This is a genomic window from Rhizobium sp. 05N430 (assembly GCF_056396985.1).
The window spans coordinates 1-24,405 of record NZ_JBFTMO010000026.1 but is presented as its reverse complement, the minus strand read 5'-3'; the positions used below and the strand labels follow the sequence as shown (position 1 = coordinate 24,405).

Annotated in this window: 25 protein-coding genes and 2 pseudogenes; 8 read left to right on the top strand and 19 right to left on the bottom strand. The window is 58.8% G+C overall.

Annotation, left to right across the window (positions count from 1 at the left end):
- Positions 1-3 precede the first annotated feature (3 nt).
- Both AC1DJO_RS28565 and AC1DJO_RS28560 read right to left on the bottom strand, forming a co-directional pair.
- Positions 4-2,982 (bottom strand): TrlF family AAA-like ATPase, encoded by a 2,979-nt coding sequence (locus tag AC1DJO_RS28565; protein WP_477973989.1) that lies wholly within the window; start codon positions 2,980-2,982, stop codon positions 4-6.
- 17 nt (positions 2,983-2,999) lie between these two features.
- On the bottom strand, positions 3,000-3,632 hold the full coding sequence (locus tag AC1DJO_RS28560) for a hypothetical protein (protein ID WP_477973988.1): 633 nt from the start codon (positions 3,630-3,632) through the stop codon (positions 3,000-3,002).
- Between the two features lie 96 nt (positions 3,633-3,728).
- Here AC1DJO_RS28560 and AC1DJO_RS28555 point away from each other — a divergent pair, with 96 nt between their 5' ends.
- From AC1DJO_RS28555 to AC1DJO_RS28545, 3 genes are read left to right on the top strand one after another with little or no spacing between them, the layout of a single operon-like run.
- Entirely contained in the window at positions 3,729-4,283 is a 555-nt protein-coding gene (locus tag AC1DJO_RS28555; protein ID WP_477973987.1) for a hypothetical protein, read from the top strand.
- A 5-nt stretch (positions 4,284-4,288) separates the two neighbouring features.
- The gene (locus AC1DJO_RS28550) at positions 4,289-4,888 is read left to right on the top strand and encodes a hypothetical protein (protein ID WP_477973986.1); all 600 of its coding nucleotides are present in this window, start codon (positions 4,289-4,291) and stop codon (positions 4,886-4,888) included.
- Positions 4,888-6,204, top strand: a complete 1,317-nt coding sequence (locus AC1DJO_RS28545) for a hypothetical protein (protein ID WP_477973985.1) — start codon at positions 4,888-4,890, stop codon at positions 6,202-6,204. Before AC1DJO_RS28550 ends, AC1DJO_RS28545 begins: the two co-directional genes overlap by 1 nt.
- Before the next feature lie 156 nt (positions 6,205-6,360).
- Here AC1DJO_RS28545 and AC1DJO_RS28540 read toward each other — a convergent pair whose 3' ends face one another.
- Positions 6,361-6,597 (bottom strand): hypothetical protein, encoded by a 237-nt coding sequence (locus AC1DJO_RS28540; RefSeq protein ID WP_112445734.1) that lies wholly within the window; start codon positions 6,595-6,597, stop codon positions 6,361-6,363.
- A gap of 254 nt (positions 6,598-6,851) precedes the next feature.
- Between AC1DJO_RS28540 and AC1DJO_RS28535 the strand changes: the two genes are divergently transcribed.
- From AC1DJO_RS28535 to AC1DJO_RS28520, 4 genes and pseudogenes are all read left to right on the top strand, one after another.
- A complete protein-coding gene (locus AC1DJO_RS28535; RefSeq protein ID WP_477974004.1) occupies positions 6,852-8,612 on the top strand; it encodes a PAS domain-containing sensor histidine kinase in 1,761 nt (586 codons plus the stop codon).
- 62 nt (positions 8,613-8,674) lie between these two features.
- A pseudogene (locus AC1DJO_RS28530) lies at positions 8,675-9,801 on the top strand (PAS domain-containing protein).
- Positions 9,798-10,223 carry a response regulator gene (locus tag AC1DJO_RS28525; RefSeq protein WP_477973984.1) on the top strand — a complete coding sequence of 142 codons (426 nt, stop codon included), beginning with the start codon at positions 9,798-9,800 and terminating at the stop codon, positions 10,221-10,223. Before AC1DJO_RS28530 ends, AC1DJO_RS28525 begins: the two are co-directional and overlap by 4 nt.
- A 49-nt stretch (positions 10,224-10,272) precedes the next feature.
- Positions 10,273-10,476, top strand: coding sequence for a hypothetical protein (locus AC1DJO_RS28520; RefSeq protein WP_477973983.1), 204 nt, complete (start codon positions 10,273-10,275; stop codon positions 10,474-10,476).
- A 126-nt stretch (positions 10,477-10,602) separates the two neighbouring features.
- Here AC1DJO_RS28520 and AC1DJO_RS28515 read toward each other — a convergent pair whose 3' ends face one another.
- The 11 genes and pseudogenes from AC1DJO_RS28515 to AC1DJO_RS28465 form a co-directional block, all read right to left on the bottom strand.
- Positions 10,603-10,965: a response regulator gene (locus AC1DJO_RS28515; RefSeq protein ID WP_477973982.1), complete on the bottom strand. Its 363-nt coding sequence runs from the start codon at positions 10,963-10,965 to the stop codon at positions 10,603-10,605.
- Positions 10,966-11,101: 136 nt separating this feature from the next.
- Positions 11,102-12,151, bottom strand: a complete 1,050-nt coding sequence (locus tag AC1DJO_RS28510) for a sensor histidine kinase (protein WP_477973981.1) — start codon at positions 12,149-12,151, stop codon at positions 11,102-11,104.
- Positions 12,148-13,590 carry a DUF7125 family protein gene (locus tag AC1DJO_RS28505; RefSeq protein WP_477973980.1) on the bottom strand — a complete coding sequence of 481 codons (1,443 nt, stop codon included), beginning with the start codon at positions 13,588-13,590 and terminating at the stop codon, positions 12,148-12,150. The genes AC1DJO_RS28510 and AC1DJO_RS28505 overlap by 4 nt, the downstream gene beginning before the upstream one ends.
- A gap of 295 nt (positions 13,591-13,885) precedes the next feature.
- Positions 13,886-14,218, bottom strand: a complete 333-nt coding sequence (locus AC1DJO_RS28500; protein ID WP_477973979.1) for a chaperone modulator CbpM — start codon at positions 14,216-14,218, stop codon at positions 13,886-13,888.
- 2 nt (positions 14,219-14,220) lie between these two features.
- Positions 14,221-15,144 (bottom strand): DnaJ C-terminal domain-containing protein, encoded by a 924-nt coding sequence (locus tag AC1DJO_RS28495; protein ID WP_477973978.1) that lies wholly within the window; start codon positions 15,142-15,144, stop codon positions 14,221-14,223.
- A 141-nt stretch (positions 15,145-15,285) separates the two neighbouring features.
- Entirely contained in the window at positions 15,286-16,671 is a 1,386-nt protein-coding gene (locus tag AC1DJO_RS28490; RefSeq protein WP_477973977.1) for a DegQ family serine endoprotease, read from the bottom strand.
- A 105-nt stretch (positions 16,672-16,776) separates the two neighbouring features.
- A pseudogene (locus tag AC1DJO_RS28485) lies at positions 16,777-17,142 on the bottom strand (SPW repeat protein).
- Between the two features lie 3 nt (positions 17,143-17,145).
- Positions 17,146-17,499, bottom strand: coding sequence for a DNA-directed RNA polymerase subunit omega (gene rpoZ, locus AC1DJO_RS28480; RefSeq protein WP_477973976.1), 354 nt, complete (start codon positions 17,497-17,499; stop codon positions 17,146-17,148).
- A 9-nt stretch (positions 17,500-17,508) separates the two neighbouring features.
- Positions 17,509-18,267 carry an NADH dehydrogenase ubiquinone Fe-S protein 4 gene (locus tag AC1DJO_RS28475; RefSeq protein ID WP_348633587.1) on the bottom strand — a complete coding sequence of 253 codons (759 nt, stop codon included), beginning with the start codon at positions 18,265-18,267 and terminating at the stop codon, positions 17,509-17,511.
- Positions 18,268-18,341: 74 nt separating this feature from the next.
- Positions 18,342-18,851, bottom strand: a complete 510-nt coding sequence (locus AC1DJO_RS28470) for an Hsp20/alpha crystallin family protein (protein ID WP_168600395.1) — start codon at positions 18,849-18,851, stop codon at positions 18,342-18,344.
- A 98-nt stretch (positions 18,852-18,949) separates the two neighbouring features.
- Positions 18,950-19,426: an Hsp20 family protein gene (locus tag AC1DJO_RS28465; protein WP_477973975.1), complete on the bottom strand. Its 477-nt coding sequence runs from the start codon at positions 19,424-19,426 to the stop codon at positions 18,950-18,952.
- A gap of 215 nt (positions 19,427-19,641) precedes the next feature.
- Between AC1DJO_RS28465 and AC1DJO_RS28460 the strand changes: the two genes are divergently transcribed.
- Positions 19,642-19,863 (top strand): hypothetical protein, encoded by a 222-nt coding sequence (locus AC1DJO_RS28460; protein WP_112389076.1) that lies wholly within the window; start codon positions 19,642-19,644, stop codon positions 19,861-19,863.
- A gap of 28 nt (positions 19,864-19,891) precedes the next feature.
- Here AC1DJO_RS28460 and AC1DJO_RS28455 read toward each other — a convergent pair whose 3' ends face one another.
- From AC1DJO_RS28455 to AC1DJO_RS28435, 5 genes are all read right to left on the bottom strand, one after another.
- On the bottom strand, positions 19,892-22,096 hold the full coding sequence (locus tag AC1DJO_RS28455) for an amylo-alpha-1,6-glucosidase (protein ID WP_477973974.1): 2,205 nt from the start codon (positions 22,094-22,096) through the stop codon (positions 19,892-19,894).
- 16 nt (positions 22,097-22,112) lie between these two features.
- Complete coding sequence (locus tag AC1DJO_RS28450; RefSeq protein WP_477974003.1) at positions 22,113-23,207, bottom strand: glycosyltransferase family 4 protein; 1,095 nt, start codon at positions 23,205-23,207, stop codon at positions 22,113-22,115.
- An 89-nt stretch (positions 23,208-23,296) separates the two neighbouring features.
- Positions 23,297-23,719, bottom strand: coding sequence for a hypothetical protein (locus tag AC1DJO_RS28445; protein ID WP_477973973.1), 423 nt, complete (start codon positions 23,717-23,719; stop codon positions 23,297-23,299).
- A gap of 42 nt (positions 23,720-23,761) precedes the next feature.
- Positions 23,762-24,007, bottom strand: coding sequence for a hypothetical protein (locus AC1DJO_RS28440; protein ID WP_477973972.1), 246 nt, complete (start codon positions 24,005-24,007; stop codon positions 23,762-23,764).
- A 59-nt stretch (positions 24,008-24,066) separates the two neighbouring features.
- Positions 24,067-24,405 (bottom strand): TCP-1/cpn60 chaperonin family protein (locus AC1DJO_RS28435; RefSeq protein WP_477973971.1); only part of this gene is annotated, 339 nt, incomplete at its 5' end.

The following is a 24,405-nucleotide window of genomic DNA, read 5'->3' as shown; positions in this document are numbered from 1 at the left end:
CGGCTAGCGCTCCAACCTCACACGCAGTCGTCGGGCGCGCTCTTGAAAAGCGCCCTCGCCGCCTTCCAGGATATCGCATACCGCTTTCCTGATGGACGCGCTCTCCAAGCCTCCGGACGTGTAAGTGATTGGCGGCAAAGCTCCGTGTGGATGCGGCCCCGACTCCGCGATGATAATCTGGTCTGCGTCAGTGTTGATCACCAAGTTCGCGTTATGCGTCACCATAATCACTTGGCGATGCGACTTGGCCTCCACAAACAGGTGGACCAACTCGTCGAACACCGACTTCGGGTCGAGATTTTCCTCTGGTTGATCGATCACGAGCGGACGATCGTCGCTGTCATCCAGAGCAAGGTAGAGCAGCAACAAGACGATCCCGCGCGTGCCGGGCGACAGCTTCCGAATGTCTACTCCATCATAGTCGATACCGTATCGGATCGAGATATGATCGGTGCTGAAAAGCCATTGCGCGAAGCGCTTGGACCATGCCCGAAACTCGACTTGGTCTGTGTGAGCAATCGGCGATTGATCGAGCAAATCTCGTTGATAGAGTCGACGGAACTCGGCCATTGCCGCGCACACGGCAGCAGCATCGCCGGTTTCCCAAGCACCTCTCAATACTTCGTTCGCCTTTTGAAGCAGTGTACCCCTTCCCCGAAACGCCCCAGTCTCGCGCAAATCAATGAGCCCGTCTTCGGCTTCCTTCGCCCACTGTTCGACATTCGCAATCCGGGCGACCGAAAAAGAGAGCTTTTTCAGTGTGCCGGATGAGGCGGCAAGCCTCGTCATTAGCGGCGCATACAGCTCCTCAAGAACCGACTGCTCGGCGACCAGCGCATCGAACGCCCTGCCGTAAGCTTGCTCTCGCTCGGTTTGCAGTTCGCGCGCCCTTTCTTTGGCGCCTTGCGCGTCCTTCAGCTTGTCGCTCAACGTCTGCATCGCCGCAGTCTCGGTCGCGATGCTCCCGGACAACGCGGTGTATCGCTTCTGAATGTCCTTATCGGCGCTGACCAGCTTTTCCAGCCGGCTCATTTCTGCGTCGAGCATCGCCTGCGACAGAGTGGTCAGGTCAGTGGCGTCGGGAAAGAAGGGCTTGCTTGGGTCGGCAAAGGGAGGCGCGGTCCCCTTCAGTTCGGCGATCTTGCTGTCAACCCATTTCACATAGCCTTCGAGGTTGTCATCGACCTTCCCCTTGTAGTCGAGCAGGAACGCCGCCCACTGTTCGTCAGACATACCGCTGTTGGGATGACGCGCCTGAGCTTGGCGAAGGGTTTCCGGAGCTTGGTTCCGGCGCAGATCCTTCACTTCATCCTGCATCGCCAGGAACGTCTGGCGCTGCCCGGTGAAGCGGCGCAGGTTCGCCCGCACGGTGTTTGCCGCTCCCGCCAGCTCGGTATGCCGTTGCGCGCGTTGTTCGCTCCCGGCCGAAACCAGCTTGGCGCGGTCGGCCGTGTAGGCGTCGATCAACTTCTTCTTTTGCCCCACCTGACCCTCGTAGGTCGCGGCAAGCTTTTCCTTCTCAAGTTCGGCGCTGATCCGATCGGAGATTTGCGAAACCGCCTCCGCCTCACGCTCGCGAGCGAGACGATGCCGGGTTGCTCGCTGCTCCAGCAGCTCCTCAAAATTGAGCGCGCCATCGCGCTCTTCGTCTGGATGGGCATCAAAAATCACGCGCTCGATCTCGCGAAGCAGACCGTCGGTCAGTCCGGTCGATCGGCAGAGCTCCTCGACAAATTGCTGAGATAGATAGCGCACTCGCTCGTATGCAAACGGGCCGTTTGCGTCGGAGCCATCGAGCGATCTTACGCTCGGTTCGCCCGCCGCCCAGCTCACCTTGACCCTGCCGTCGCCGATCAAGGGCCTGGCACGGACAAGAAACGATGGGTTGGCCCATTCGTCTGCGTTCCAGGTTTCGTCGGCGATAGAGTCGCACCCTGCCGCAATCATGTCGGCCAACGCCGTCTTGCCAGATCCACGGGCGCCGATAATCGCCACCAAACCCGGATTCAGGGGGATGGCGGGCGTGGTCACCCACGGCGCGTTGAGGATGTCGATCTGGGCGATAACCTGCGAAGGCGTGGCCGATGCTGGCGGTTCGGCGCCGACATGCGCCCGACCGCCCGGATCGATGCAGGCCTGGCGCAGCGCGTCGAACTCAAGATCACCCTTGATCCAAGAGAAGCGATCGCCAAACGGAGTGGCAACGTCTTCCAGCTTATGGGCGTCACTTCCATGCAGGCAGGGTTTGAGACCGCCATATCGCGTGCGAATCTCCGCTGGTCCAAGATCTCGCTTGCCGAGCCAGAATTCACGTTGCGCTTCGCTGCTTGCGAAAATCACATCCGCAAATCCCTCGATCTCGCGCCGCAGGGTTTGATCTGCCGCCTCGCGGACGCCGGAGGTTCCATCATTTGCTCCGCCCGCAACCGCAATCCGGATGTTTTTCTTCGCCCAGCCGCTCTCGGTAAAAACTTCCCGCAGCTTCTGGAAATTCACCTTGAACTGGTTGGCCCCGTAGGACAGCGCGGCACGATCATCGGTGATGGCAGGATCAGCCTTCTTGCCGAGACGGATCAGGTCTTCCCTGGTGCAGTCGAAACGGTCTTGCATAACGTTGAACTGCAACCGTGAAAGCAGCCGACGCAGCTCTTCAACATGGTCTGGGTCTTCAGGGCTCACGAAGAGATGCAGATTGACAAACCCACCTTTGGCCGTCGCCACATCCAGCCTAAGTTCGACATTGGGGAAGATGAGTTTGGCGCGCGGAAGACGGCCGTTGGCCCGGTGACGCAACACTTCCTCATAGGTGTCCGTCACGTAATAGTCAGTGACCGCGATCGCTTCGATCAGAGGTGTCGCCTTCTCGAGCGCGGTTAGATAGTCCTCCCAAGCCGTTGGCCCGCTGAACTGATTGTTCATCGCCGTTCCAGGCGCATGGATATGCGGTTCCCATCGCCGCCATTCAGATCCCCGACTTAGCATGCCCCCAACCTTCCTTCTTACTTCAACATACTTGTAGCGTGCTCCGCGCCTCTCGGCGACTTCACGTCCATGACCTCGCCACGACTTCCGACGAGAGCGATTTCGATCCCAGCCAGAGCGCACCGCGGCGCTAGGCGCTCTGCAAGACGCAAAGTGCTGGCCGTCAACGGCACCACCGCGACTTGACGCCCCTGCGTCGGCGTCGCCATGAGCATGCCGACCGTCTCGCAGAGACCCTTGTACAGCCGCGAGGCCTGGCCGGGATGCCTGGTGTTGATGATGCCGCCCTTGCATTCGGCGGAGATGATGAGGTTCCCGACCTCGGCGACGACATCACCGAGCCCGGATCTTGGATTCACGGTGATCGTCTGTCCGGCGGAATTCTCATACGCACCGCCATAGGCCGTGGTGCCGAGTGTGGAGACTTTTCGAAACCCTCGGCGCCCCAGCCAGCCAGCGAAATCGAATTGTTTGCCGTGCTCGCCGTCTGGGTGAATGCGCACATGCTGCGCGCCCTCCCAGCGAAGCAGGTGCATCGCGTACGCAATCATCACGGCGCCCTCATAGAGATGATGCTCGTGGTCGCCATCGGCTTTGCCGACGCGGTTCGGAGGCGGCGCAAGCGCCGTCACCAGATCCTCAAAGTCCAAGGCCCACCTCCTATCGCATCGCCGAGCGAAACTAACCGACACCCATTGACAGGTCAATAGAACCGGTCATATTTGCCCGGTAAAGGAGACCCTGTCATGTTTGCCTATAATCCCGATAAATTCGCGTCGCTCTATGAGACCGAGCTGGGTCAGCGCATCTGGGCGTTCCTGACGCAGCCCGAGAACGTTGCACGGCTGGAGACAGCCTCCCAGTTGAGCAAGCCCGCGGTGGAAGGCATCGAGGAGCAACTCCTCGAAGAGTTTCGCGAGGATATCCTCGCCGATCGCGTCAAGCAGATGGTCGGCCACATGGTCCGCCAAATTCTGGAGCAGCGCGACTGGGTGCTGGATCAGACCGACGTGAAGGTTCAGTCGGTGCCGTTCAGCAAGGCCGCGCGGTATCGCCGACCCGACTGGATCACTTTCTACGCCTTCCGCAACACCAGCGATCCGCGCGACGTCGTTATCACCGATCGCCGCCAGAATGCGCCACTCCCGTCCGACGCGCGGTGGTCCTACTACGCGACCTTTGCCAGCCCGCTGAAGGCAGCCGTGGCCTTTGGCGTGCGCGATATCCGCAAGCTTCGCACGCATGTGAATGCCCATGGCTTCCAGCGCATCCGCATCGAACGAATGCTCCGCCGCGCCTGATTTCGATGACCGATCCATCACACATCGAGCTGACCGATCGTAACCAGCCGCTGCTAGTCGCCTGGCCGACGCCGGGCAATCCGGGAGGATTTCTCCAGTTCAAGAAGGCTGCAGATTGGCGGCACTTCGTCGATGGGCTCGGCATCGACCCGCGGATACCGGATGTCGTTCGCGCGAAATTCGAACGTGCGCAAACGCTCTACCTGTTGGGCTGGGCGGATTTCAGTGTGGTGAAGGCGGGCGAACTCGCCGCCCTGATCGCGTTGGAGTTGGCAGTGATGGATCGATACGGTGGATTCGTCTCGAAGGGGAAGCGAACCTTCTCGACGCTCCTCAAATATATGGTCACCTCGGACGGTCTGACAGACGAACAAATCCCGTTGGTGGCTCGCTGCGGCGGAACTGTCGTTGGTCAGTTGATCGGCGAAATCCGGCCAACCCTCGCCGAGCGTCGAAACACGCTCGCACATGGCGATCCTTTTGACGGCCTGCCCACCGGCGGTCTCCTGGAACTCGTACGCGATCTCATCAACTTCGCGTACCGGCACTATATCGCCGAGGGCGCAAATTTGGGCGTGCTACGAACTTCGGAGGGACGCGGCTGATGGCAGCAAGTCCGTCGATGATCGCAGCGGTCGAAGCTCTTTGGCGCGTTCCGCGACCAGGTCCGGATAACCTTTTGGCCGCTCCTGCCTTTGTCGCGCTGAGTGAGGTGTGCCAAGCGGACTATGGTGGCGGCAAACCAACATTTGCTCTCAGCGCTGCTTTGCGTTCGCTCGGGCTGCCCTGTCATCTGCCGGCAGACCGAGCCAGGCTTAGCCTCGACCCTGTCACTGCAGCACACGCGATCGATGAGACCTACCGGCGCAAGACGACCCTGCGACGGCATATGTGCCCTCTCGATCTGGCTGACGACCTCCCACCGATGAATTTCGGTCGCGCGCGCGTCGCGCAATTCAGCGCCGACGAGCTGACGCACCTGTTCGACGCACAACGGCTCGCCCGAAACTTTCACAACCAGGCCTTCGAGGCCCGGCGGCTAGCGCAATTTCATTGGCTAGTGGTCGAAGAAGAGATCCAAATCGATTCTCTACTAGAGGCCCGTACCTCGCCTTTCCTATACATGAACTTCGACCGGGACTTCGGTGAAATTGATCCACATCTTGGCCGTTTCCCGCCGGCCGTGGAAGCCGCGCTCTTCTTTCTACTTCTAGCGCCGTGGGAGCGCTGGTCGACGATGCAGGAAGTCGACTGGAGAGGCTTTCGCGTGCCCTGGATCCACACGATGGACGACGACCTGTTCATCAGGCCGTCACCGCCGCCGAGCGCCGATAGCCTGACGCTCGAGCCTTGGATCGTTCAAGACAATTGGGGCGAGGAGGTCGAACTCGAACGGCCAACCGCGTTGCGCCTTGATGACGAGGCCCAGGATGGCTTGGCCCTCTTTACAGACAGCGCGTGGCGGCAACTCGAATCCGCACGGTCCTCCGCGCTATTTGAGACACCGATCGCCCACTTTCTCGTGCGCGCCTTCCTCGCGGACGGCATGGACGAGGTGATGGCGCACATGACCGCGATCGAGGCTGCCGTCGGCCTGGAGATGGACCACAAGAAATGGCTTCGTCCCAAGCCTGATCGTCACAAAAAGGTCTCATCGGCAACCGAGCGGGTCGCGGCACGAGTCGCGGCTGTTTTGAACGACCGCGCGAGTGTGCAGGCGTACAAGGACCTTTTTGAGCTGCGCAGCACATTCGTCCACGGACGTGCTGGTCTCCAAAAAGTATCGACTGCCCAACGTGTCATGGCGCGAGGCCTGGCACGCGGCGTAGCACGCGGGCTGGTCGATGTCGCCCTGAAGGGCGCACGGCCGCGGGCGGACGCGCTGGGCGATCTTCTCGATCAGGGCGTGCAGTACCTGTAGGCCCTTAGTTCGCAATATCGTTATAGGTGATGAGAAGCTGACAGTCTGGAATTTGCCCCAAATTAGCCGTTCCGTGATAGACACGGCGACTCTCGCCACTGAACAATTTCAGCGTGTTAGCTTATAAGAATTATAGGGTCGATGGTTCTAATCCTTTCAAGAGCGCGATGCCAACTCGCCAAGATCGGCAAGACCGCGATGCAGGGACATGGCAGTGTCCAATTCCTGCCTGGTGTCATGTCCCTCGCGATACAGGTTTATGATAATCGCAGCGGCAAGCTCAGCCTCTGCGCTGTTTTTAGTCACATGGTGAGTTTCCAACCAGTCTTTGAATGATTGGTCGATAACCGACAATTCGTTCGGACCGAATGACGTTTCTAAAAATGCGCGCATACCCGTTCCCTTCTCGCGGCGCACATATGGGAAATCAGCCAGAAAGGGTCAAGTCTGCTGCTTTGGTGAGCTGAAATCGGTAGCGGTCTGTCGGATTAGAAGCTGATTTCATTGCGAAAAGACCTTGCTGCGACCATCTCACGCTATACATTGAGCACTGGGACGAACGTTTGCGACGTCGCAACGATTTAGAGTGGGCGCCGATGCAGAACGAAACGGGGACAACTTTCTCAGGGCAGGACGAAATTTCTCGAATGCTTGAGCGGGGACACTGGGACCAGTCCATGCTTGGCCCGCCTTCGGTTTGGCCTCCGTGCCTGAGATCCACCGTCGACATTATGCTGCCTTCCATGGCGCAGATCGTTTTGTTCTGGGGGCCGGATTTCGTCGCCCTGTACAACGCACCCTATGCGCCGTCGATCGGACAACGGCACCCGAAGGCTTTCGGTCGCCCGGCACGAGAAAACTGGAGCGAGCTATGGGACGACCTCGAACCGCTCCTGCGTCAAGTCCTGGACAAAGGCGAGACGGTCGCCGCCAAGGACCGCCCATTTTATATCGAGCGGCACGGCTACCCGGAAACTGTCTATTTTGACATTTCTTATTCTCCGGTCCGCGATGAAAACGGGACGGTTTGCGGCGTCTTCTGCATTGTCAACGAGACCACGGATCGCGTCCGCGGCGATCGGGCGCTCCAGGCAAGCGAAGAACGGCTGCGGGCGGTAATATCGCAGTCGGCGGCCGGGATTGGCCAAGGGAGCCTCAATGGTGACATCCTGCACGTCAACAAGCGATTTTGCGAGATTGTTGGCTACGACGAACAGGAGCTGCTCGGCAAGAACATCCGCGACATCACCTATGCCGACGATATGCCCGAGCAAACCCGATTGTATCAGCGGCTTGCACAGACCGGCGAGAGCTTCGATCTCGAAAAGCGCTACGTCCGAAAAGATGGCAGTCTCGTCTGGGTGAACAACACCGTCTCACCGCTTCGAGACGATAGCGGCAGGATTCGCCAGGTTGCGGTCGTCTCGATCGATATAAGCGAACGCAAAAAAGGGCAGGAGGTCGAGCGCAAGCTGGCGTCGATCATCGCATCTTCCAATGATGCCATTCTGGGCATCGATCTCGATATGACTATCACGTCCTGGAACGCCTCGGCAGAGAGGCTCTACGGTTACAAGGCGGAGGAGATCATCGGTCAGTCTGTACTGATCCTTGTGCCTGCTGATCGGATCGACGAGGAGCCGACGCTGTTGAGCCGCGTCAGGGCCGGATTGACGGTGGAGCCTTACGAAACCAGACGCCGTCACAAAGATGGTCATCTCGTCGATGTTCTCCTCAGCGTCTCGCCAATCTACGACAGTGCCGGCCGGATTATCGGCGCATCTAAGATCGCTCACGATATTTCGGCGAAAAAGGAAGCGGATCGGCTTCAGGCGGTGCTGATCGGCGAGTTGCACCACCGGGTGAAGAATGTTTTTGCGACGGTCATGGCGATTGCCCGTCAAACCCTGGCAAAAGACGCTGAGGCCAGCGGTGCGGTGACCGCTTTCGAGGCTCGCCTTTCGGCCATGGCGCATGCCCACGACCTTCTCGCCGAGGGGCATTGGCAGAGTGCCGATCTTAAGGCTGTGGTAGAGCAGGCTATCGCTCCATATCCTTCAGAGCGGTTTGATGTTTCTGGCGATCCGGTCTTGCTGCCGCAAAAAGTCGTTGCGTCACTCTCGCTCGCTCTCCATGAACTCGGCACAAATGCTGCCAAATATGGTGCACTCTCCAATGCGACAGGCAGAATTGCCATCAGATGGAGCTTCGCTAAAGAGACCGGAGATCTTCGCCTCGTTTGGAGGGAGATGGACGGACCGGAGGTTCTCCCTCCGACCCGCAAGGGCTTCGGGTCCCGCCTCGTCGAACGCTTGTTGGCCGCGGAGCTGAACGGCAAATCGACAATCGCCTATGATCCGTCCGGTGTGATTTGCGAGATCGAGGCGACGATAACGTCTTTGCACTGACAAAGACCGGAACCAATTCCCAAGCCGCGGCATTTGTTGCGGACAATATGATCAGGACCCCCATGCAAGAAAAGGATCAATATCGGACCGATGCCCGCAACGCCGGCGACCGTCTCGTCGCCGGACATGTAAGCGAGGATCCATTTGCGGCCGCGTTCAAGGCGACCCGGATGCCAATGATCGTCACCGATCCGCACCAGTCCGACAATCCGATCATCTTCTGCAACGAAGCCTTCCGAAGGCTCACGGGCTACAGAGATGACGAGATAATCGGGCGCAATTGCCGTTTCCTGCAGGGTCCAGAGACTGACAAAGCAACGATCGCGAAGATCCGGGAGGGCATCGCGGCCGGCCACGACGTTGCTGTCGATATCCTTAATTACCGAAAAGACGGCACTACGTTTTGGAATGCGGTATTCATCAGCCCCGTCCGGGACGAGGCAGGGACAATCATCTATTTCTTTGCGTCCCAGCTCGATTTCACAACTGTCAAAAGCCGGGAAGCAGACCTGGCGGCTGCGCGCCATGAGCGGAGGCGGAGGTGGCAAAAAACACCGCCACCCTCAAGGCGGCACTGGAGGCGCGCACGCTGCTCGTCCACGAGGTGGACCATCGGGTGAAAAATAATCTGCTGACGATGGCTTCCATCGTAAAAATGCAGGCACGCATCACCACCGATTATCGGCAAAGGCAGACACTCATGTCGGTCCTCAACCGAATAGAGGCCCTCAGTACAGTTCAGCGAAAGCTGTTCACGCTCGACGACGTGTCGAAGTTTGATATCTCAGAGTTCACAAAGGAATTGGTGACAGATCTTGTCGATGCCACTGGCCGCAACGACATCCGTCTGTCTTTGGATCTTTCGCCGCTGCTCGTGCCCGCTGTCAAAGCCACGCCTTTGTCGCTGATCGTCAATGAGCTGGTCGGCGATGCAGTTCGACGGGGTCTCATGGACGGCGGCGGCGACATCTACGTGCTGGTCAAACGCCTCAACGGTCATTTTCTGATCCGTGTCGAGGACACGTCCGAACCAGTTGAGCCTGATATTGAAAGCACCGAGCTCGGACGCATGTTGATCGAGGCGTCTGCTTTGCAGCTCGGCGCCGAAATCGAACGTAAACAAGATGGACGAAAGACGGTTGTCGATGTGGTGCTGCTTGTCGGCGACCATCAGGAGAATACACATTGAAAGTTATGATCGTCGAAGACGAAATGCTGCTCGCCATGGAGCTTGAAAGCGAGGTGGAGATGGCGGGCCATCAGGTTACAGGCCTCGCCATGAGCAGCATCCAGGCGCGCGAGCAGATCAACGCGTCGAAGCCTGATTTCGCATTCGTCGATATCCATCTCATGGATGGCCCGACCGGGATCGACGTGGGTCGCGAACTAGCAGCTGCGGGCATCCCCTATGTCTTCGTGAGCGGCAATATCAAGAAGATCCCGGAAGGGTTTGCCGGCGCACTCGGTGCAATCGAAAAGCCCTATACCATGAACGGAATGAAAAATGCCCTGACTTACATTTCCGCAATCGTCGGAGGCGACGAAAGTGAGTCACCGCCCGCAAGTCTGGTTCTGGCGGATGACGCGAATGCAGGGAAGCGGTTTGGCTAAGACCCAAGGAGGAGCGTCGGCCAACACGGAGCAAAAATGGGAGGAATTGATGAGTGACAACCAAAACATTTTGAAAGAGGTCAAACCGAGGCTGCACGCGTTGATCGATGAGCTCGTCGCTAAAGGTGCCGAGAGATCCGCAGTGATCTACATGATCGAGAAGGAATCTGCCCAGCTTCGTGATACGATGGACGGGATCCCAGATCATCAGATCGACGAGCCCTCAAACGATTGGCCGTCGGCGACCAAGTAAGTCTTGTCTTGCTTGCCTTCAAGGTAATGATCGCATCGGGCAGCATGGTGGGCGGTTGCCATTGCAGAGTTGCCAGCATCGGCATCCTTGGCTTGACAGTCTCGCTCAGCTTAGGACCTCATCGTGTTAGATCATTTCGCGTATCGCATGAATCACACGTGACGGATCATAGGGCTTACTGAAAAAGCGGCCGACGATCGGAAGGGTATCATCGCTCATGTGGCGATGACCCGATGTTACGATGATCTTGACTGGTGGCCATCGATCTCGAACCGCGGCCGCAAGTTTCAAGCCATCCATGCTGCCAGGCATATCGATATCGGTGAACATCAGACGAACCTCCGGGTGTGCGTCGAGAAGGCTGATAGCATCGTCGGCGTTCGATGCTTCCAGCACCTGAAAACCTTCGTCCTCTAGAAATAGCGCAATATCCATCCGAACGAGAGCCTCGTCCTCCACGACAAGGACCGTTATACCGTTGCCGCCCATCCCCTACGCTCCCTCGTGATTTACAGGCAGATAAAATGGTCCAAGAGTGTGATAACGTCTCTCGTACGAATATGATCCGCCAGGTTCGGGAATGTCTTCAATAAGGTGTTTAACCCTTCCGATAACGTATACTGTATCAAACAGCTTCTGCCGACTGCCGCACAAGTCTTGCTACCGGACCCGCGGCGTGGCATCGAAACCCATTGCCATCGAAAGTGATCGTCGGCGCTGCCCCCAAGAGCGAGGCGAGAGCCGAGCGAACATATTTTGTGCCGTAGCCCTGCCGCGTTGGTTGAACGACTTTGGGGCCGCCCGATTCGATCCAGTTCATTGAAAATACTGGCGGATCTTCCTCCGAAACGGACCAGGCAATGTTGATCCTGCCGTTGCCCTGAGACAGTGCGCCGTACTTGATGGCATTCGTCGTCAGTTCGTGGAGGCAAAGGGCGATGGTTGTCGCAGCGATCCGTTCGACAAGGAGGTCCGGGCCGGCAATATCAATCCGCTTCAGGCTATCACCGTTATAGGGGGCGACGGTCATGGCAATCACCGATAACAGAGAGACTTCATCTCCGCCTGCTTCGAAGACTGCGGTATGGACGTCAGAGAGAGCGCGGAGCCGGCCTGTGAAATCTGCCGCAAGCTCATCAACCGTAGACGCGCCGCGTCGCGTCATTTGAAAGATCGAGGTGACGCTGGCAAGAATGTTCTTAATCCGATGATTGAGCTCCAGCCGCAGCTCGACCTCGCGCTCAATGGCATCGCGCACCTGTTTCTGGCGCAACCGGACGAGCAGATTGGTCTGGATGCTATTGGCCAGCTCCAGTCGCGCGACTGGGCGTGTATAGAATTGGAGGCGAGCGCTCGGCCAGGCGTTTTGAAGCTGAGTGCGGATCTGTGCAACGGGAGCCGCGCGCTCAAGCAGGACCAGGATTGGGACTTCGGACCAATCAGGCTGGCCGGCGAGATGATCGCCAATGGTTGCGACGACGGGCGGGCTCAGCGCCTCATGGGTGATGAGGATGACGCCCGGCGAAAGCGCTAAATTTTCAGTCAAATCCTCGCCAATCTGGCCTTGCCGGACCTCGACGTTCTGCTCCTGCAAGGAAGCCGCGATGTACTCAGCGTCCTTTCGAAACGGGGCAAGTATGAGCACCCAATCCAGTTCACTCGGTGTTTCATTCATTTCGGGTCAGGAAGAGGGTTATAGGAAACGACGCTGACGCTGCCGCTCTCGATCAGCAGTTCCTGGATGTTGAGGTCATGTGGACCGTGGCGCTTTTTGACAACGGTGATGTTGCGGCGCAGCCGACCCTCATGCTCCATGATCCGGAGCAGGAGCACGGTGTCGCCCAGAAAGCTTACATCTACGTCGATGCCGACATTCTGACCAATCAGGCCGTGCTGAGCGACAATCAGCATCGTCAGCACGCCCGAACGAGCCAGGAATTTAAGAAGGGATTGAATGTCGCGGACCGCCTTTTCCCGATGCGGTAGCGAGTTCAGATAGCCGGTCAGGCTATCGATGACGACGACGCGGACTTTGTTTTGCGTCACCGCGTCCTGGACGATTTGCCCAAATTCACCCGGTGAGATTTCGTTCGGATTGAAATCCCGCAGGATGAGCTTGCCATCCTTATGGAACTGTCGAAGCTGCATTCCCAGGCCTTCCGACCGGCGGAAGAACGTTTCCAGCCTCTCTTCGAACAAGAACAGCGCAACGTTCTCGCCGCGGTCGAGCGCTGCGGTCGCATAGAGTGACGACATAGTCGACTTGCCAGTACCCGACTGTCCGATGACCAGCGTCGTAGTTCCAGCCTCCTGGCCGCCGCCAAACATGTCGTCGAGCGCTGCAACACCTGATTTGATCAGTTCCGGCTTGGTGGCCTCAGATGCAGTGTTGGGCATAATGCGAGGAAAAACGATGACCCCTTTACCTTCCCGGATTGCCATGTCGTGATAACCATCGGCAACGGGGACACCGCGCATCTTGGAAACTTCCACACGACGCCGCACAGCGCCGTACTCCTCCAGTGACTTGTCGAAACGGATGACCCCATGAGCCAATCCCTCAACTTCCTCGCCACTGCGGTCATAGCCGGTTGTCTGGGTGTCAAGAAGAAGTGCGACGACGTTGCGCTTGGCAAGAAAGGACTTGAAACCGATTAGTTCACGACGAAACCTAGGAGAGTCACCGGTGATCAGGCGGATTTCGAGGAGGGAGTCGTAAACAAGGCGCCGCGGCTTGTGTTCTTCGATAGCTGCCTCGATCGCCTTTCGCGTCTCGTCGAGCCTGAGGTCTGCGGTCAGAAATATGCTCTGGTCATCGGCTTCGCTGACCGAACCGGATGTCGACAGTTCTTCGACCCGAATGCCATCGAGTGTCCAGCCGTGTGAAACAGCAATGGCTTCAAGCTCTGCCGCCGTCTGCGACAGTGTCACGTAGATGCAACTCTCTCCTACTTCCACCCCGGCGCGAAGGAACTGCAGCGCGGCTGTCGTCTTACCGGAGCCCGGAGCTCCTTGCAGCATATAGAGATTGGATGCTGGCAGACCACCACGCAGGATTTCGTTCAATCCTGTGATGCCTGTGCTGACAACTGCTGGCGCTTTTCGTTTCGGCATAACTCATCTTTCAGAACTGTTAGCGTGATCCGGGCCGGAGCGCGCGCATCATCGTCGTTGAAAGATGCTTTTCCGTTATATTTAGGTTTCTCGAAACATCAATGACAGGCTGTTTGTGGTGAAGCCGCAGACCTACCTAAAGGGAGTGTTACAGCTTTACAGCAGGCTCGCTCTCATCGCGGCGGACGAACCTCGTCCTCGCGCTCATCGTTCTTGTCCAACGTCTTCAGCGCCTCAATGATGTCGTCATAGGAACATTCGCCACGAGATTGCTTTCTTCCTGCCGCGAATCCTCTCACATTCGCCAATTGGTGTGGAGCTTGTCCAGAGCTGCTACCAAACGTTGTTGGAGTGCAACATCGTCTCCGCTGACGACCGTTATGATGTTGCGCATCGCGCCGCGCATGCCGTGAAGCTGGTCGATAAGATCCATGACAATATCAACTCCGGCTTCGTTGACGCCCATGCCGTGCGTCAAATCTAGGATCAGCCGGGCGCGAGCTAGATCTGCATCCCGGAAGCGGCGTTGGTGCTCGGCGATCTGCGGCGCCAGCCAACCTTCCCGGATCCACAGTTCGAGCTCGGTTACTTCGATTTTGAGGCGAAGACAGAATTCATGATCGTCCATGGTCAGCCCTCCATGCCCTTTCTCGGATTTTGTGTCGTTCCAGAAGCCCAGCGTTTGATGAAGCTGGTCAGATCTTCGTCCGGACGGTCGGGCAACACGACCTTCACAGTCACATAGACGTCACCGGCGCTGCCATTTCCGCGCGGCACACCCTTGCCCTTGATACGCAAGACCTTGCCGCTGTTGGAATTGGGGGGGAGGGCTAGGTCGATTGGGCCGGAGGGAGTGGGCACGCGCACCTTGCCGCCAAGCACGGCCTCGCTGAGCGTGACCGGAAGTTCGAGGCGGATGTCGTCACCGTCGCGCGTGAAAAAGCGGTGGGGCCGCACCCTGATAACGATCAGCGCGTCGCCGGCGGCACCGCCCCCGAACCCGGGTTCGCCTTTGCCCCGCAGCCGCAGCGTTTGGCCATCACGTGTCCCGGGGGGAACCTGCACTTCGATAGCCGGACCCTCGGGTAGCTTAACCTGGGTTTTGGTACCCTTCATCGCATCGAGAAAATCGATCTCCATCGAGAAATGGCGGTCACGTCCGGGAGCGCGGAACGGGGACCCGCCGCCAGCGCCGGCGCGGCGCGAGAAGAAGCTCGCGAAAATATCGTCCGAATCGCCAAAATCGGCAAACCCGCCGCTATTGTGGTAGGGCTCACCGGGACCGCTGGCCGAGGCATAGTCGCGATAGAAGTTGCGGGGCGCCTGTTCGGCCCCCGTCATATCGATCTCGCCACGGTCGAAGCGGGCGCGCTTCTGCTCATCGCTCAAAAGCTCGTAGGCCGCGGAAATCTCCTTGAACCTGGCCTCGGCATTTTTATCGCCGGGGTTCAAGTCGGGATGCAGCTTCTTGGCCAGCTTGCGGAATGCACTCTGGATTTCCTTTTGCGGCGCATCCCGTTTCACGCCCAGAAGCTCATATGGATCTCGGCTCATACATATCTCCTGTCACAGGCAACATACACTGCGATCAATTCTGCTCTCATATAGGCGGCCCGGTTTCCTGTTGGAGGGCAAGACGAACGGTCGATTGGGTCCCGCTTCGCAAGTGAGCGGGACCGTTTAATCATCGCTCCGCTATCGGACGACGAGAAGGAGAGGATCGCCATCTCGGATCAGTTCAAGCGCGAGGATTGCCGGTTTGTCGGCAAGCGCCTTACGCAAATCCGCGACGGAAGAGACCGGCGAGCGATTGGCCGCCAGGATTATGTCACCGGCCTGCAGTCCGCTGCGGGCCGCCATGCTGCCCGAGGCGATGCCTTCGATCACAACGCCGGGGGCACCTGCCTGGCGAGCCTCTTCGGCAGATGCTCCCCGCATTTTGGCGCCATCGAGGGGCGTGCCGGAGAGGTCGGCGGACGACCGGTCTTCCGATGTGATCTTGACGGCGATCACCCGCTCGCCATCGCCGCGCTTTACCGTCACATTGATCCTGGTCCCGATCGGGGTGAGGCCGATCCGGTTCCTGAGGTCCGTTGCACTGTGGACGGGGCGATTGTCGATCGCGGTAACCACGTCGCCGGTCCTCAATCCGGCCCGCGCGGCCGCTGAGCCAGGTTCGACGCTGGCAATCAGTGCGCCGCGCAGCTCACCGAGCTTCAGCGCCTCGGCCACGTCGGGTGTCAGGTCCTGGATGCCGATGCCGAGTCTGCCGCGGCGTACCTCGCCACGGGCTGCCAACTGGTTCATCACCGATAGCACCATGTCGCTCGGGACTGCGAAGCCGATGCCGACATTGGCGCCGGCCGGGCTAAGGATCGCAGTGTTGATCCCGATCAGCTTGCCGTCGAGCGTCACGAGCGCCCCGCCGGAATTGCCAGGGTTGATCGAGGCATCGGTCTGGATGAAGTCCTCATAGCCTTCGATATTGAGCCCGCTGCGACCGAGCGCGCTGACGATGCCGGAGGTAACCGTCTGACCAAGTCCGAAGGGATTGCCGATGGCGACGACATAGTCCCCGACCTTAAGGGCATCGGAATCCCCGATCTGAATGGCTGTCAGGTTTTTGGCATTGATCTGGAGCAGGGCAATGTCGGTCTCCTTGTCGCTGCCAATCAGTTTTGCCGGGAGCTGTCGGCCATCCTTCAGCGTGACCGAGATTTTTGATCCGCCGTCGACGACGTGATGGTTGGTCAGCACATATCCTTTGTTGGCGTCGACGATGACACCGGAGCCGGCGCTCATCCGAGCCTGCTGCTGTTGCTCCGGCAGATTGAAGAACCTTCGGAAGTTGGGATCGCTATAGAGCGGGTTGTCTTGCGCCGGCGCTCGGGAGACAACCGCGATATTGACGACGGCGGGTGTGACCTGTTCCAGCATCGGCGCTAATGTCGGCAGGCCGGTGGACGAAGAAACGGGTCCCGTCATTTGCGCAGGCAGCGGGCTTGTGGTGAAGAAAATGGCTCCAACGGCGACGGCTGCGGAAATGGCAATCGTGCGAAGCCTCGGGGCGAGATCGAACATCGGTTGCTCCTTGAATCTGATGATGGGTGTCCCTCCTGGCGTGACCGACGGAGGATTGAAAAAAGAGGCGGGTCCGGATGTCCAGATCCGCCTCTCTTGATCGGCTCACGCAGTCGAGAGCGGGCGGTTATGGCCGAACCAGATGTTGCCGGCGGCAAGCACCGCGACGACAAGACCGGCAACAACATGGACCCACATCGCAGCCGTCACGCCCGCGAAGCCGAGAACCCATGGAGCAGCTACCGCCCAAATGCCGAGCACTAGGTTGACCCATTCCTCCGCCTCATAGAAGGCATAGAGAGCCACAGCGGCGATCACGGCGATGGCCGCGCCGACGAGCCAGGCATTCTAGGCGGCATAGGTCTCAGCGGCGAAGCCAATTAGCCACGGTGAGACAAGAAGACCAAGACCGGCAACGATATTGACGATATCGAAAGCGGTCCGGTTGTTGGAAGACAGGGACTTCAGCATCGTTCATTTCTCCTCATCGGTTGGTTGCATCATCATTGAACCGTCTCCTGCGGACAGAAGGCGGGTGCGGCGGCGGCGCTTGCCGCGCCGTCGCCGCGAAGCTCTTGTTGTGGTTGGATTAGGAGCCGGAGGAAGCGTTGTTGCTGCCAATTCGGGCAAGAACGGCGCGAGCTCGTCGTGGCTGAACGCGCCACGGGCGATCTCACGCAGCGCAAGATCGCTTACACTGGCATGCGGCAGATCAAGCCTCGGCCCCGCACCGCGGTTGAGGGCACGGGCACGGGCAGCTGCGGCCATCGTCAGCGTAAACCTGTTCGGCACAATCTCCTGGCAACCGAAAACGACATGCGGGTCCATGGGTGCACCTCATGCAGCTTTCCGATCGGCAGTGGTACGGTCCTGCCTGCGCTCAACGTCTCCTTCGAGCGCAAGCAGCGCCTGCTCGACCTCATTAAGGCGGGACGGACGATTGTTCACCGGCATGCCTTCGTTGGTCGCCTGGTCGATCAGATATTCGGTCCATGCCCAGTTCATCAGGATCGAGCGCTTTGCTTCGAGAGACAGCGTCGGATCACGGATGACATCTATGGGCGATGACCATGTGGCGGGACCGGAAGCATCGTGCCGTTCCGCCGCCTCGACCATTGCCTGACCGTAGCTCTCCTGAAGCGCGGCGAGGCCGAGCCGCTCCAATGTCGCATCGGAGAAGGCGTGAGATGGCCGGTTCAATCGGCGACGAATTCCTTTCTTTGTCAGGGCCGCAGCTTTGCTTGCCGGACCCTGCACGACATAGGTCAGGCCTTGCCGCTCGGCATAGCGGATGGCGGATCGCAGCGTTGGAAACTCCAGCTCCACCTGCGTCAGCGTATCCGTGGTGCCCGTATAGCCCATCAAAGGCTCAATGAACGGCGCGCTGCGGCGCTCGAAGACAAGCAGCCAGCCGTTCATTCGTGCTTTGCCCGATGTCATCACCGAGTGTGATGGTCTGAAGATGCGGGCCACGACGTCTTCGGGAAACACGGAGCGGCCGAAAGCGAGACGCTTCCGCCGGTTATCATTGGAGGCCTGGCTAACGGAAGCGAGGCTTTTGCTTGGTTTGGTGTGTGTCTCTCTAATAATCTCCATCATTTTATCCCTCCCTATTGGCGAAGGATGCCGGCGGCCCCTAACAAGGCCGGCCGCCGGGCAGGCTGGTTCGGTTAGCTCTTGATGGCGATCCGCTTGACCTGCGTCTGCGCCTTCTCGGTCTTCGGCAGGGTCACGGTCAAAACGCCGTTCCTGAAGCTGGCATCGACCTTGTCTTCATCGACCTCGACGCCAAGCGGGATGCGGCGCTCGAAACGGCCGTAGTAGCGCTCGGAGAACTGACGATCCTTGTCTTCGTTCTCGGAGCGCTTCTCACCTCTCAGCGTCAGCACGCCGTCGTTGAGCAGGACTTCGATGTCCTTTTCTTCAAGGCCGGGCACCTCGGCGGTCACCTTGATCTCCTTGTCGGTATCGGCGATCTCGACGTTCGGCCAGCCGGCGCCGAAGGCAGAAGCGCTTCCGAAGGCCGGCAGGCCGGAGCCGAAGCCGCGGAAGACGTCGTCGAACAGGCGGTTCACCTCGCGATGCAGCGACAGGAAGGGATCCCGGTCGTCGTCGCGCAGGACAGTCGGGGCCTGGTTGCCATTGTTTCGGCCCCAGGGAATCAGATCACGAACACTCATGGTTTTCTCCTTTCCGTTGGTTCGATTGGCAAAGCTTCTCTGGTGGCGCCGGACGATATACCCGGCGCCGTCTTTCCCGACTATGCTGTTGCTGGAGCTTAAGCCGCGTGCTTCTCTGCTTCGATCTGCTTGATCTCGGCCTGCGGCATAGCCGTGTCGGTCGAAATCGCGATCTGGCGCGGCTTCATCGCTTCAGGGATTTCGCGCTTGAGATCGATGGTCAGCAGACCGTTGACGATACCGGCGCCGACGACCTTGACGTGGTCGGCAAGTTCGAACCGGCGCTGGAACGAGCGGCCGGCGATGCCGCGATGCAGATACTGCACATCGTCGGCATTCGCCTTCTGACCCGATACGAAGAGCATGTTCTGCTCTTGCGTGATCGTCAGTTCGTCCTGCGTGAAGCCCGCCACTGCCATGGCAATGCGGTACTCATCCTCACCGGTCTTGACGATGTCGTAAGGCGGCCAGTTGTCGATCGTCTCGATGCGGCTTGCAGCCTCGAGCGCGTTCAGCATTCGGTCGAAGCCGATGCTCGATCGGAACAGGGGAGAAAAATCGAGGTTTGTCCTCATAACCATATCCTCCTTGTAAGCAACATGGATACAAAGAGGCGCCAAGAGCACAATGGCGCCTCCTGGACCTGTCGATCCCCATTGGGCGATCGAACAATATCAATATAATTCAGTGGCTTGCAGTTTCAAGAGCTGTGGAATTGCCTGGTGTAAAAAATTTGATTTTTTTGTTTGGGCCACCAGATTCGTGTGGTGACACAAAAGGAGGAATCGGCATGACAATGACCTCCGAAGACGTCATCGACATCCTCGGACCTGTCGACGAAACTTTGATAGCTGATGTCGTGGCCACTGGTGCCAGTCAGGCTGAACTGGCGGAAGCTTTCGCATGGGTCAACAATGACGAAGCGTTGATGAATGAACGACGGCCGCCACCCACGGGCAAAATCGCCTTGTTGATTGACCTGCTGGTCTCAGACAACGACGAACTGGACTAGGCAAGACGCCTGTCTGGAAGCGGCTTGCCTAAGCGGTGGTCAGTACGCGAACCTCGCCCCGTCGACCGAGGGTGTCTACCACGACGCTGCGTCCCGAGCGGCGTAAGGCAATGTCGGCCGAGCCGTTTCCGACCTGCAGGTGTCGCAGGATCACCTCATCCATGAAGGAGGGCAGTTGCGGCTCCGTGAAGCTGATGAGCAGGGCGTTCGGTTCGAAGTCCAGGCCGAGGCAGGATTGCAGAAGAAGCAGCGGTGCTGCGGCCGCCCACGCCTGCGGAGAGCAAGCAACAGGATAGAAGGTCGGTCCCTGAGCCCGCTGGCGTGGCAAGCCGCAGAAGAGTTCCGGAAGGCGGCGCAGGTCGATATATGTCGACGAGGCAAAGAGCCCCTCGAAAATGCGCGCCGCTTCAGCCCGGTAGCCATATCGGGCGAGACCGCTGGCGATCATTGCATTGTCATGCGGCCAAACCGAGCCATTGTGATAGCTCATCGGATTGTAGCGTGCCTCGGTGGAGGCGATGGTTCGGATGCCCCAACCGCAGAAGGACGAGGCGCTCATCAGTGTCCTGGCAACCTGGACGGCTCGCTCGGGATAGGCGATACCGGTGAACAGGGCATGACCGGCATTGGAAGAGCGGACCCTGCAAGGCCGCTTATTCCCATCGAGCGCGAGCACAAAGGTGCCGAGTTCCTCATCGAAGAAACTCGTATCGAAGGCACGACGCAGGCCTTCGGCCCGTGCTAGGAACTTTGCCGCGCGTTCAGGTCTGCCGAGCCGGCGGAAGATCTCGGCTGCGGACTGCCAGGCACCGTAGACGTAGGCCTGAACCTCGGCAATGGCGATCGGGCCTTTGGCGAGCGTACCATCGGCGTGGAATACCGAGTCGTGGCTGTCTTTCCAGGCCTGATTGATTAAGCCTTCTTGCGTTAACCGCCCGTATTCCACGAAACCATCGCCATCGCGATCGCCGTGCTCGTCGATCCAGGTGAGCGCTGCCTCGATATTTGGCAGAAGATGGTTGATCGTGGCAAGGTCGCCTGTTCGCCTCAGGTACTCCCCTGCCAGCAGGACGAACAACGGCGTGGAATCGATGCTGCCGTAATAGCGGCGGAAGGGCACTTCACCCAGTTCAGCCATTTCGCCATAGCGCACTTCGTGGAGGATCTTTCCAGGTTCGGCGTCTGCAGCCGGATCGACTTCCGTGGCCTGGTTTGCGGCCAAATGGCCAAGGACACCGCGGGCAATGTGCGGATCAAGCCACAGCGTTTCGAGCGCTGTAATCAGCGCATCACGTCCGAAAACAGTGCTAAACCAGGGGATGCCGGCATAGGGGTAGGGACCTTCGGGCTTATCGGTCGTTAGCATATATAGATCGGAGACACTGCGCCGCGCCACCTCGTTGAATATTTCGTTGGATGTGACGATCGATGCCGCGCGGGAGGAAGAGGAGCGCAATGCACGGCGCGCATCCCGTAGGCCCAGAAAGAAAGACTGGTAGCCGAGAGGCCGGTCTTTGTCTTGGTCGCAGCAGATCTGGATGAACAGCGACCGCGTTTCATGTGGCGCCAGATCAAGATCATAAATGACATGATCACTCCCAAGTTCGTCTGGGCGGGGATCGAACGACAACTGCGTGACGCGCTTCAGATCGTCGAGGCCGATATAGGAGAGAAGAACGCGATCCTGTTCCATCACGGACGGAAGATGGCGGCCCCTCCTCGCCCTGACGGTTCCGCGAACCTCGAACAGATCGGCGAAGTCCGCCTCGAACGAAATTTCGATACGCACTTGTTGTCGTCGCTCGTCGTAGTTCCTTACGGCCAAGCGCTCGTAACAACCGGCATTCCACAGAAAGCGTGTCCTGCGCATATGAATGAGATCATGCTCAAGTGTGAGCTTCCCCTTCTCATCAAAGAGGTCGGGATTGGTGAGATCGCAGGTCAGCGTCGCATTGTCGTCGCGCAGCGTCGACGAGAGAAGCATCGGGCGCTTGCCATTAATCGTCAGATGGAGGTGGGAGAGGTACCGCGTGTCCCGATGGAAAACGCCTTCCGGGCTGCCGGGCCCAGAAAGCGCGTCACCATTGTGGTCGAAGACGGCGAATGTATCGCCGTGCTTCAGGGTGCGCGGCCGTCGCTCTTGCAGTGATGCTGTGGCCGGAATGAAAAATTGCGCCATCGGTGCGTGGCCGCCTGCTGGCTCGGAAGCGTCGTGTACAGAAGCGATCGACATGCTACTGGCCTCCGGATTATGCAACGACCTGCAGATCGAGGTCCTGCCCGTTGGCACGGCGTAGTGGGGCCGCCTTGGTGCGCACGCCAGGAAGGTTGCGGTAGATGTCCAGATAATCTCGTGCCATCCGCTCGGCGCTAAAACGCGCCTCGAATGTCGCGCGGACTTTCTTTCGATCCATCTTGAGCGCCCATTCGATGTTCTCGGCCGCGTCGGCCACGCTATCGACGAGGATTCCAGAGATACCGTTGTCGATGACCTCCGGCACGGAGCCGCATCCGAAGGCGATGACGGGCGTGCCACAGGCCATCGCTTCGATCATCACCAGTCCGAACGGCTCGGGCCAGTCGATCGGGAAGAGCAGGGCGCCGGCATTGCCGAGGAAGTCGGCTTTCTCACGCTCGTTGATCTCGCCGATGAATTCGACGTTCGGATGGCGTCTCACCATCGGCTCGATCACCGTTTCCCAATAGGCCTTGTCGGCATTGTCGATCTTTGCGGCCATCTTCAAGGACATGCCAACTTTCGCCGCGACTTCGATTGCCCGGTCAGGCCGTTTCTCCGGCGATATTCGCCCGAGGAACGCGAGGTAGTTGCCCTTCGGCTTTTCCGTGAATGGCAGCAGCTCGCGAGGCAGGCCGTGATAAACCGTCCCTGACCAGTTGACCGGCGGCAGTGGGCGGCGCTGATCATCGGAGATTGACACCAGCGGGATATCGGGAAAAGCCGAGTAGAAGGGCTTGAGGTCCGGCAGGTCAAGGCGGCCGTGCAGCGTCGTCACCGTGCGGTCGGCGAACTCGCGGATCAGCGGGAAATGTAGTAGATCGATGTGGAAGTGCAGCACATCGAATTCGTGCGCCCGCCGGCGAATTTCCTCCAACATCACAACCTGATGGGGCAGATGATCTTTAACGGCAGGATTAAGACGGAGCGCCACATCTGAGCACGATACGAGCTTCGCGGCGGTGATCGAATCTCCGCTGGCAAAAAGTGTGACGTCGTGACCTTGGGCGACGAGTGCGTCAGTGAGATAGGATACGATGCGTTCGGTACCGCCATAGAGCTTGGGCGGAACACTTTCGGCAAGTGGTGCGATCTGAGCGATCTTCATCGGCAAAACCTCCTCTATTGAGCAAAGAGTCGTCGGCAAAAACCAGATCCGCGTCCTCAAAGAGGCACGCGGCACGTCAGATTGGATTTCTATATCTCGAATGGTTGTCGGTGGCGTCCTCCTTTCCGATAGCTGCACAGACCAAGGCCGCCAAACCGACGTGATTGAACTCGGCGACGGCGGCATCTTTGATTGTCTTGATTACGGGATGCGTCCTGCTTTCCGGGCAGCATATCAGACCGGTCCAACGTCTTCAGCGCTTCGATGATCTCGTCATAGGAGACGGCCTTGTCCGTACCTGGATAAAGGCGAAGGGCCGGAATGGATTCGATGGCGAAGATGTCGGATGCCCAGGACGCAAGAAGGGCGCGTTTCTCGTCCCTGCCGATTTCGTCGGCCGCAAGAACGTCGCGCGGATGAGCAAAATGCCTGCCCGGATGCAGCAGATGAGCAGCGCTGATTGCTGCTGCCGCGTTCACTGGTGTTGAATTTTCGAAGCTTTCCTTTCTCATAGCTTGACCCCATGTGATGCCAAATTGACGTTGTTGTTTGGCTCAGCTTTGTAAAATTCCCTGGCGCCCGAACAGACCTCGCGCGGACTCGACCATTGTTCTGAGATGGCTCGGCTCGCGAACACCTTGCCTGTATAATTCCACTGTTATGGCCGCCATTCGCTCCGCTTCCTCGGACTCCCTGGTAATTCCGGCGCCCGACCGGATATCATCGAAAACCCTCTGACAGACGGCAAGATCACGGCTGTCGAAAGGAGTTGGCAAAGGTTTTGTTATTGCATGAACCATCCTTTCACCTCCTTATCGGAGCTCGCCCGCGTCGACGGGCGAGCCCCAGCAATTACCTCTTAGAAGTCCATGCCGGCGCCAGCGGGCAGGGCGGGTGAGGCGTCCTTCTTGGGCTTCTCGGCGATCATCGCTTCCGTGGTCACCAGCAGACCGGCGACCGACGCAGCATCCTGAAGCGCGGTCCGCACGACCTTGGCTGGATCGATGACGCCCTGAGCATAGAGATCACCATATTCGCCGGTCTGCGCATTCCAGCCGAAGGAGAAGTCGGTCTTTTCACGCAGCTTGCCGACGATGACGGAGCCTTCGGCACCAGCGTTTTCGGCGATCTGGCGAACGGGGGCCTCGATCGCCCTGCGGACGATCTCGATACCAACCTTCTGGTCTTGGTTGGCGGT